Origin of the sequence: Streptomyces sp. NPDC057654 (genome assembly GCF_042800135.1) — a bacterium.
Taxonomy (GTDB): domain Bacteria; phylum Actinomycetota; class Actinomycetes; order Streptomycetales; family Streptomycetaceae; genus Streptomyces.
In genome coordinates this window covers 1-6,648 of record NZ_JBHVHQ010000467.1, presented here as the reverse complement: position 1 = coordinate 6,648, position 6,648 = coordinate 1, and the positions used below count along the sequence as shown (strand labels likewise).

The 6,648-nt window shown below is 72.8% G+C and carries 5 protein-coding genes; 3 read left to right on the top strand and 2 right to left on the bottom strand.

The window, feature by feature from the left end; translation table 11 throughout:
- Positions 1-429 precede the first annotated feature (429 nt).
- The gene (locus ACFU99_RS27975; protein WP_384397102.1) at positions 430-864 is read left to right on the top strand and encodes a cell division protein SepF; all 435 of its coding nucleotides are present in this window, start codon (positions 430-432) and stop codon (positions 862-864) included.
- A 54-nt stretch (positions 865-918) separates the two neighbouring features.
- Here the strand turns inward: ACFU99_RS27975 and ACFU99_RS27970 are convergent, their stop codons facing one another.
- Both ACFU99_RS27970 and ACFU99_RS27965 read right to left on the bottom strand, forming a co-directional pair.
- Positions 919-2,091: an acyl-CoA dehydrogenase family protein gene (locus tag ACFU99_RS27970; RefSeq protein WP_384397104.1), complete on the bottom strand. Its 1,173-nt coding sequence runs from the start codon at positions 2,089-2,091 to the stop codon at positions 919-921.
- Positions 2,092-2,222: 131 nt separating this feature from the next.
- Complete coding sequence (locus ACFU99_RS27965; RefSeq protein ID WP_384397099.1) at positions 2,223-3,902, bottom strand: MFS transporter; 1,680 nt, start codon at positions 3,900-3,902, stop codon at positions 2,223-2,225.
- A 219-nt stretch (positions 3,903-4,121) separates the two neighbouring features.
- Here ACFU99_RS27965 and ACFU99_RS27960 point away from each other — a divergent pair, with 219 nt between their 5' ends.
- Entirely contained in the window at positions 4,122-5,300 is a 1,179-nt protein-coding gene (locus tag ACFU99_RS27960) for a hypothetical protein (RefSeq protein WP_384397097.1), read from the top strand.
- Between the two features lie 270 nt (positions 5,301-5,570).
- Complete coding sequence (locus tag ACFU99_RS27955) at positions 5,571-6,602, top strand: phosphatase PAP2 family protein (protein WP_384397094.1); 1,032 nt, start codon at positions 5,571-5,573, stop codon at positions 6,600-6,602.
- The last annotated feature ends 46 nt before the right edge of the window (positions 6,603-6,648 follow it).

Sequence of the window (6,648 nt, the reverse complement as noted above, 5' to 3'; positions counted from 1 at the left end):
GCCGCCGCGAGCCGCGCGCCCTCGTCGCGGGCCGCCTGCGCGGTGCGCGTCCCCTCGGACAGCCGATGACGCCACCCTGGCGGTGCACGGCCTGATGATTCCGAACACACTCGCCCCCGTGATGTGACAGCTCGAATCCCAGGGGATCTCAGCGGCACGTCACAGCAGGTCAGGGTGGGGGCCGCCGGGGCTCGGCCGGGGCGGGCGGGGACGGGCGGACCGGGCCGGACGCATATGCCCTGCCGCCGATTGCGTCACGGTCGGTACTGAAATCAACTCAGCTGGTTATAAATCGACAACCCGTCACACTCTTTGCACCAGATGCGTCACGAAACCCCCGTGCGGCGGCTATCCACTTGGCACATCATCAGCATCATGGACGACCATAGGAAGGCGGACGGTACACACCGCGTGTGAGAGGAGGCGTCCATGGGATCGGTGCGCAAGGCGAGTGCCTGGCTTGGCCTCGTCGACGACAGCGATGAAGAGCGCTACTACGACGACGAGTACGCCGAGGGGTCCGAGGCGCGGGAGTCCTGGGTGACGAACCCGCGGGTGCGGGTGGCCGAGGAGTCGGCCGAGGAAGAGGGCACGCGTATCGCGACGGTCACCCCGGAGAGCTTCCGGGACGCCCGCGGCATCGGCGAGCTGTTCCGGGACGGCATTCCGGTGATCGTGAACCTCACGGGCATGGAGCCCGGCGACGCCAAGCGCGTCGTGGACTTCGCGGCCGGCCTCACCTTCGGCCTGCGCGGCTCGATCGACCGCGTCGCCAACCGGGTCTTCCTGCTCACGCCGCCCGATTACCAGGTCCTGAGCGGCGAGTCCGGCGGCCGCAGGACCGGCTTCTTCAACCAGAGCTGATCGCGTTCCTGCCTCCGGCCGCCGAGGGAAACGGCCGCCAGAGGCAGGGACCGTTCACCGGAAGGCGTCGAGCCCCGTGAGCGCCTTGCCGAGCACCAGCTGGTGCATCTCCACGGTGCCTTCGTAGGTGAGTACCGATTCCAGGTTCGTGGCGTGCCGCATGACGGGGTACTCCAGCGAGATCCCGTTCGCGCCGAGGATCGTACGGGCCGTGCGGCAGATGTCGATGGCCTCCCGCACGTTGTTGAGCTTCCCGAAGCTGACCTGCTCGGGCCGGAGCGTGCCCGCGTCCATCCGCCGCCCGAGGTGGTGTGCGAGGAGCACGCCCTTGTTCAGCTCCACCGCCATGTCGGCGAGCTTGGCCTGGGTGAGCTGGAAGCCGCCGATCGGCCGGCCGAACTGCTCGCGGGTACGCGAGTACCCCAGCGCCGACTCGAAGGCGGCGCGGGCCGCGCCCATCGAACCCCACACGATGCCGTACCGGGCGTGGGACAGGCAGCTCAGCGGGCCGCGCAGCCCGGTGACGTCCGGGAGCGCCGCGTCGGCGGGGAGCCGCACCTCGTCCAGGACGAGTTCGCTGGTGACCGAGGCCCGCAGCGACCACTTGTGCTTGATCTCCGGCGCGGAGAAGCCGGGGGCGTCGGTGGGCACGACGAAGCCGCGGATGCCGTCGTCGGTGCGGGCCCAGACGACGGCGACGCCCGCCACCGAGCCGTTGGTGATCCACATCTTGCGGCCCGTCAGCACCCAGTCCCCGCCGTCGCGCTTGGCGTACGTGCGCATGCCGGCCGGGTCGGAGCCGTGGTCCGGCTCGGTCAGCCCGAAGCAGCCGATGGTCTCGCCCGCCGCCATCCCCGGCAGCCACCGCTGTTTCTGCTCCTCGGAGCCGAACCGGTGGATCGCGTACATCGCCAGGGAGCCCTGCACGGAGACCAGGGAGCGGACGCCGGAGTCGGCGGCCTCCAGCTCCAGGCAGGCCAGCCCGTACTGGACGGCGCTCGCGCCCGCGCAGCCGTAGCCCTTCAGCGTCATGCCGAGCGCGCCCATCGCGCCGAGCTCGCGGCTGAGTTCGCGGATGCCGGGCAGCTCCCCGCGCTCGTACCAGTCCGCGATGTGCGGCAGCACCCGGTCGGCGGCCCACTGGCGGACGGTGGCCCGTACGGCGAGGTCCTCGGGGGCGAGAAGGTCGTCGATCCCGAGCGGATCGGTCGGATCGAACGGCGGCATGGAGCGTACGGACATGTCTGCGCCTCCGGCAGTGATCTTTTCGGCTCGCGCATGACGCTACGACCGGCCGCCGCCCCGCGTCCAGAGGCCCACGGGGCCGCGCGGCCGGGCCGAACACGCGATGGCGCGGATCAGCCGGAGGACTCCGCGCCGCACGGCTCGCCCCTGCGCGCCGCGGCGCCGGGGCCGCGGTCGCGGTCCGGCGCCGGGGCCGGGTCGGCGGCGGGGTCGGGAGCGGGGTCGTCGGGGTCCGGGCCGCCCTCGCACTCCATCGCGCGCGGCAGCCGCAGCGCGGCGAGCGCGCCGAGGAGCAGCAGCCCCGCGCTGACGATCAGGGTGACGTGCAGGCCGTGCACGAAGGAGGCGCGGGCCGCGTGCCGCAGTGCGGAGCCGGCCGTTCCGCCGAGCCGTCCGGAGACCTCGTACGCCTCGCCGAGGGAGTGCCGGGCGGCGGCGGACGAGTCGCTGGGGACCCCGGGGGCGTCCTTGACGCCGGGCGCGTACGCGGCGTTCATGACGCTGCCGAGCAGGGCGATGCCGATGCCTCCGCCGAGCTGGTAGGAGGTCTCGCCGATGGCGGCCGCTCCCCCTGCGGAGGCGGCGGGGGCCTCGCTGAGCATGGACTCGTACGCGCCGAAGAGGGTGGTCTCCAGGCCGAAGCCGAGGAGCACGAAGCTGATGATGAGGAGCACGGGCCGGTCCTGCTGTCCCATGACGGTCAGCGACAGGACGGCGGCGGCGGTGAGGACGAAGCCGAGGCCGACCATGGTGCGGGGGCCGAAGCGGTCCAGTATTCGGGAGCCGACCAGGCCCGCGGCCATCGCGGCGAAGGTGAGCGGCAGCAGCCGCAGGCCGGTCGCGAGGGGGGAGAGGCCGAGGACGAGCTGGAGGTACTGGGCCGCGATGAGTTCGAGGCCGACGAGCGCCAGCATGGCCAGCACGATGCAGCCGACCGAGGTGCCGAAGGCCGGCCGGGCGAACATCGTCAGGTCCACGAGCGGGTGCGTGCGGCGCCGCTGGCGGCGGACGAACAGGACGAGCAGGGCCGCGCCGAGGATGACGGGGGCGAGGGTCCCGACGGTCAGCAGATCGTCGCCGCCGCCCGCCTGCTTCACGCCGAGGACCACCCCGAACAGGCCGAACGCGGCCATCAGCGCGCCGATCACGTCCCAGGGGCCGTCCCGGTCGCCGGTGGACTCGGGCAGCAGCCAGCGGCCGATGGGCAGGCTGACGACCATCAGCGGGATGTTGATGAGGAAGACCGAGCCCCACCAGAAGTGTTCGAGGAGGAAGCCGCCGAGCAGCGGTCCGACGGCCGCACCCACGGCGGCGACCGCGCTCCAGACGCCGATGGCCAGCGCCCGCTCGCGGCGGTCGGGGAAGACCTGACGGAGGATCGACAGCGTCGCGGGCATGATCATCGCGCCGCCGACGCCGAGCAGCGCGCGGGCCGCGACCAGCACGTCGGGGCTGGTGGCGAAGGCGGCGAGCGCCGATGCCAGGCCGAAGAAGCCGTAGCCGAGCAGCAGCACGCGACGGCGGCCGACGCGGTCGCCGAGGGTGCCGAAGAGGATGAGCAGGGAGGCGCAGACGAGCGGGTAGACGTCGACGATCCACAGCAGCTCTATCGGGCCGGGCCGCAGATCCTCGGTGACGGCGGGCACGGCGACGTGCAGCACGGTCGAGTCGAGGGCGACCAGCAGCAGGCTGACGCAGAGCACGACGAGCACGGTCCAGCGGTTCGCCCCGCCCCGGTTCCGGGACGGGCCGTCCGCTGTCGGCCTGGCGCCGGCCGTGGTCGTCCCGGACATTCACACACCTCCGTGTCATGCGCTCGCCCTCGGAACGGGCCAAGGGGGACTGTGGACCCGGCGTCGAGGGGGCGAGTGAGTCGTCAGAGTACGCGAGTCCTCCGGGGGGCCGTGGGGCACTCCTCCCGATGGGAGACCGATCGCAGCAGATCACCGGGGTCGGCGGCGGCTCAGCGCCCCCGGCCCATACCCCGCTGTCCATGACCGATAATCGTGGCGATGACCGGTCTGACTCCCGCGCTGAGCGCGCCCGCGAGCCCCGGCGTGCGGACGGTGACCGACGCGGTGCGCCGGGCCGCGCCCGCGCTGCTGGCCTTCGCGTGCGTGCGTCTGCTCTCCCTCACGGTCCTCGCGGTGTGGAGCCGGGCGGCGGGCAGCAGCCCGCGGCAACTGCTCTCCGGGCGCTGGGACGCGATCTGGTACACCCGCGTCGCCGAGCACGGCTACGGCTTCACGCTCGATCTGGGCGGCGGCCGGGTCCACTCCGATCTGGCGTTCTTCCCGCTGCTGCCGTGGCTGGAGCGGGGGGTGGCCGCGTGCTCGCCGCTGTCCGCCGCCGACGCGGGCCTGGCCGTCTCGGCGGTGGCCTCGCTCTTCGCGGCCTGGGCCCTGTTCCTGGTCGGCGAGCGGGTGTACGGGCGGCGGACCGGCATCGTGCTGGCCGCGCTGTGGGCGGCGCTGCCGGTGTCGGTGGTGCAGTCGATGGCGTACTCCGAATCGCTGTTCACGGCCCTGGCTGCGTGGGGCGTGTACGCGGCGCTGACCGACCGCTGGGTCTGGGCGGGGTGCTTCGCGCTGCTGGCGGGGGCGACCCGGCCGGTGGGCGCGGCCGTCGTCGCGGCCGTGTGGGCCGCGGCGGCACTCGCGCTGGCGTCCGGCGGCCGGTGGCGCACGGCCTGGCGCACCGAGCGGCGGATGCTGCTGGGTGCGGCGCTCGCCCCGCTGGGCTGGCTCGCGTACGTCGTGTGGGTCGGGGTGCGCGAGGGCGAGGCGCTCGGCTATCTGCGGGTGCAGGGCGGCTGGGGCAACGGCTTCGACGGCGGGCTGGCCTTCGCCCGCTTCGTGGGCGAACGGCTGACGGGACCGGGGTACGTCACCGGGCTGGTGCTGGTCGCCGCGGTCTCGCTGGTGATCTGGCTGTACGTGCGCGGGGTGCGCCAGGGTCAGCCGCTGCCGCTGCTGGTGTACGCGGGCGTGGTGCTGCTGCTGGCGCTGACCGCGAAGGGCTACTTCGGTTCGAAGCCGCGGCTGATGCTGCCCGCGTTCCCGCTGGTGCTGCCGCTCGCGGTGGCGCTGGCCCGGCTCCGTACCCGGTGGGCCGCGGCGGCGCTCGGGGCGCTGGCGCTGGCGTCGGCCGCGTATGGCGCGTTCTGGCTCAACGGGACCGGCCCGCCCTGATCGCCGCGGCCTCGGGCCGGGCCCCGGCCGCGGCGCGCGGGAAACGGTTCGGGACATCCCGGCCAATCGGCGATAAACAGCGGTGCGAGAAAAGGATAAAGAGACGGAAGGGCCTTCGGCGGCCTCTTCGCACGGGATTCTTTAGGTCGCCTTTATTTATCCGAATCGCGCCATCGAAAGACCCGATCGAGACCCACTCCACATCACATCGTCATCACAAAGAGTCCTGATCGGCCATGCCTTCCTGTCACCCAATGTAACGTCGATTGGGTGCGTACCAATGACGAGCTCGTCCCAGCGGAGGAGCGCCCCGACGATCCGCGACCACGGATGACCCGAACGCGCCTCGGCATCTTCGCGGCGACCTTCGTGGTCTATGTGGCGATCGTCGTCGGCGTGCTCACCACGTCCTGGCCGGTGCGGTTCGACTGGCAGGTCATGCTGTTCCACCCGTACAAGCAGTGGCCGGAGATCCACACCTTCCTCGACTACTTCGTGGTGCTGGGCCAGCGCGGGCCGACGGCGGTGGCGGTGGCGGCCTGGCTGGGCTGGCGCTCGTACAAACAGCAGAGCCTGCGCCCGCTGCTGGTGCTGGGCTCCTCACTGCTGCTGCTCAACGTGACCGTGGGCGCCGCCAAGCTCGGCATGGGCCGCCTCGGACCGCACTACGCGACGCAGATCGGCTCGAACGAGATGTGGGCGGGCGGCGATATATTTCCTTCCGGCCACACCGCCAACGCCGTGGTGACCTGGGGTGTGCTGGCCTACCTGGCCACCACCCCGCTGACCCGCCGCGTCACCTCCGTGATCGTCGCCTCACTCGCCTTCGGCATCGGCATGACGACCGTCTACCTCGGTACGCACTGGGTGAGCGACGTGACGCTCGGCTGGACCGCGGGCCTGCTCGTCCTGCTGGCGCTGCCCTGGTTCGAGCCGATGATGGCCTACGCCGAGGTGCATCTGATGGCGCTGCTGCGGCGGCTGCGCGACAGCGGGGCGCTCGCTCCCGCTCCGGCCGGCGGTCTGACCGTCATCGCCGCGCCGCGCCCGCCCGTGGACGACGAACTGCCCGTACTCGAACCGGTGGGAGCCGCCAGCCGGCCGGGCGGCGGCGCGTCGCCGGCCGCCGCCGGGCGGGTGCCGGACGCCTGGCCGCACCTGTCGTCCCGGCCGCACACCGTCCGCTCCGAGCGGTCCCCCGTCACCCCGAGCGGCAGTCGCCGCCCGCCGCACGGCGACCGCGCCCCGCGCACCGCGCCGCTGGGCCCCTCGGCCGGGCGGGGGCGTACGGCGGGCACCTGAGCGCCGCCGCGGGGAAGCGGTACGCACACACCTTCTCCCTCGCGGG

What these genes read in the sequence shown, in the direction of transcription:
- ACFU99_RS27975 (WP_384397102.1), top strand. Translation starts at nt 430, where the DNA reads ATGGGATCGGTGCGCAAGGCGAGTGCCTGGCTTGGCCTCGTCGACGAC.
- ACFU99_RS27970 (WP_384397104.1), bottom strand. Translation starts at nt 2,091, where the DNA reads ATGCCGCCGTTCGATCCGACCGATCCGCTCGGGATCGACGACCTTCTC.
- ACFU99_RS27960 (WP_384397097.1), top strand. Translation starts at nt 4,122, where the DNA reads ATGACCGGTCTGACTCCCGCGCTGAGCGCGCCCGCGAGCCCCGGCGTG.
- ACFU99_RS27965 (WP_384397099.1), bottom strand. Translation starts at nt 3,902, where the DNA reads ATGTCCGGGACGACCACGGCCGGCGCCAGGCCGACAGCGGACGGCCCG.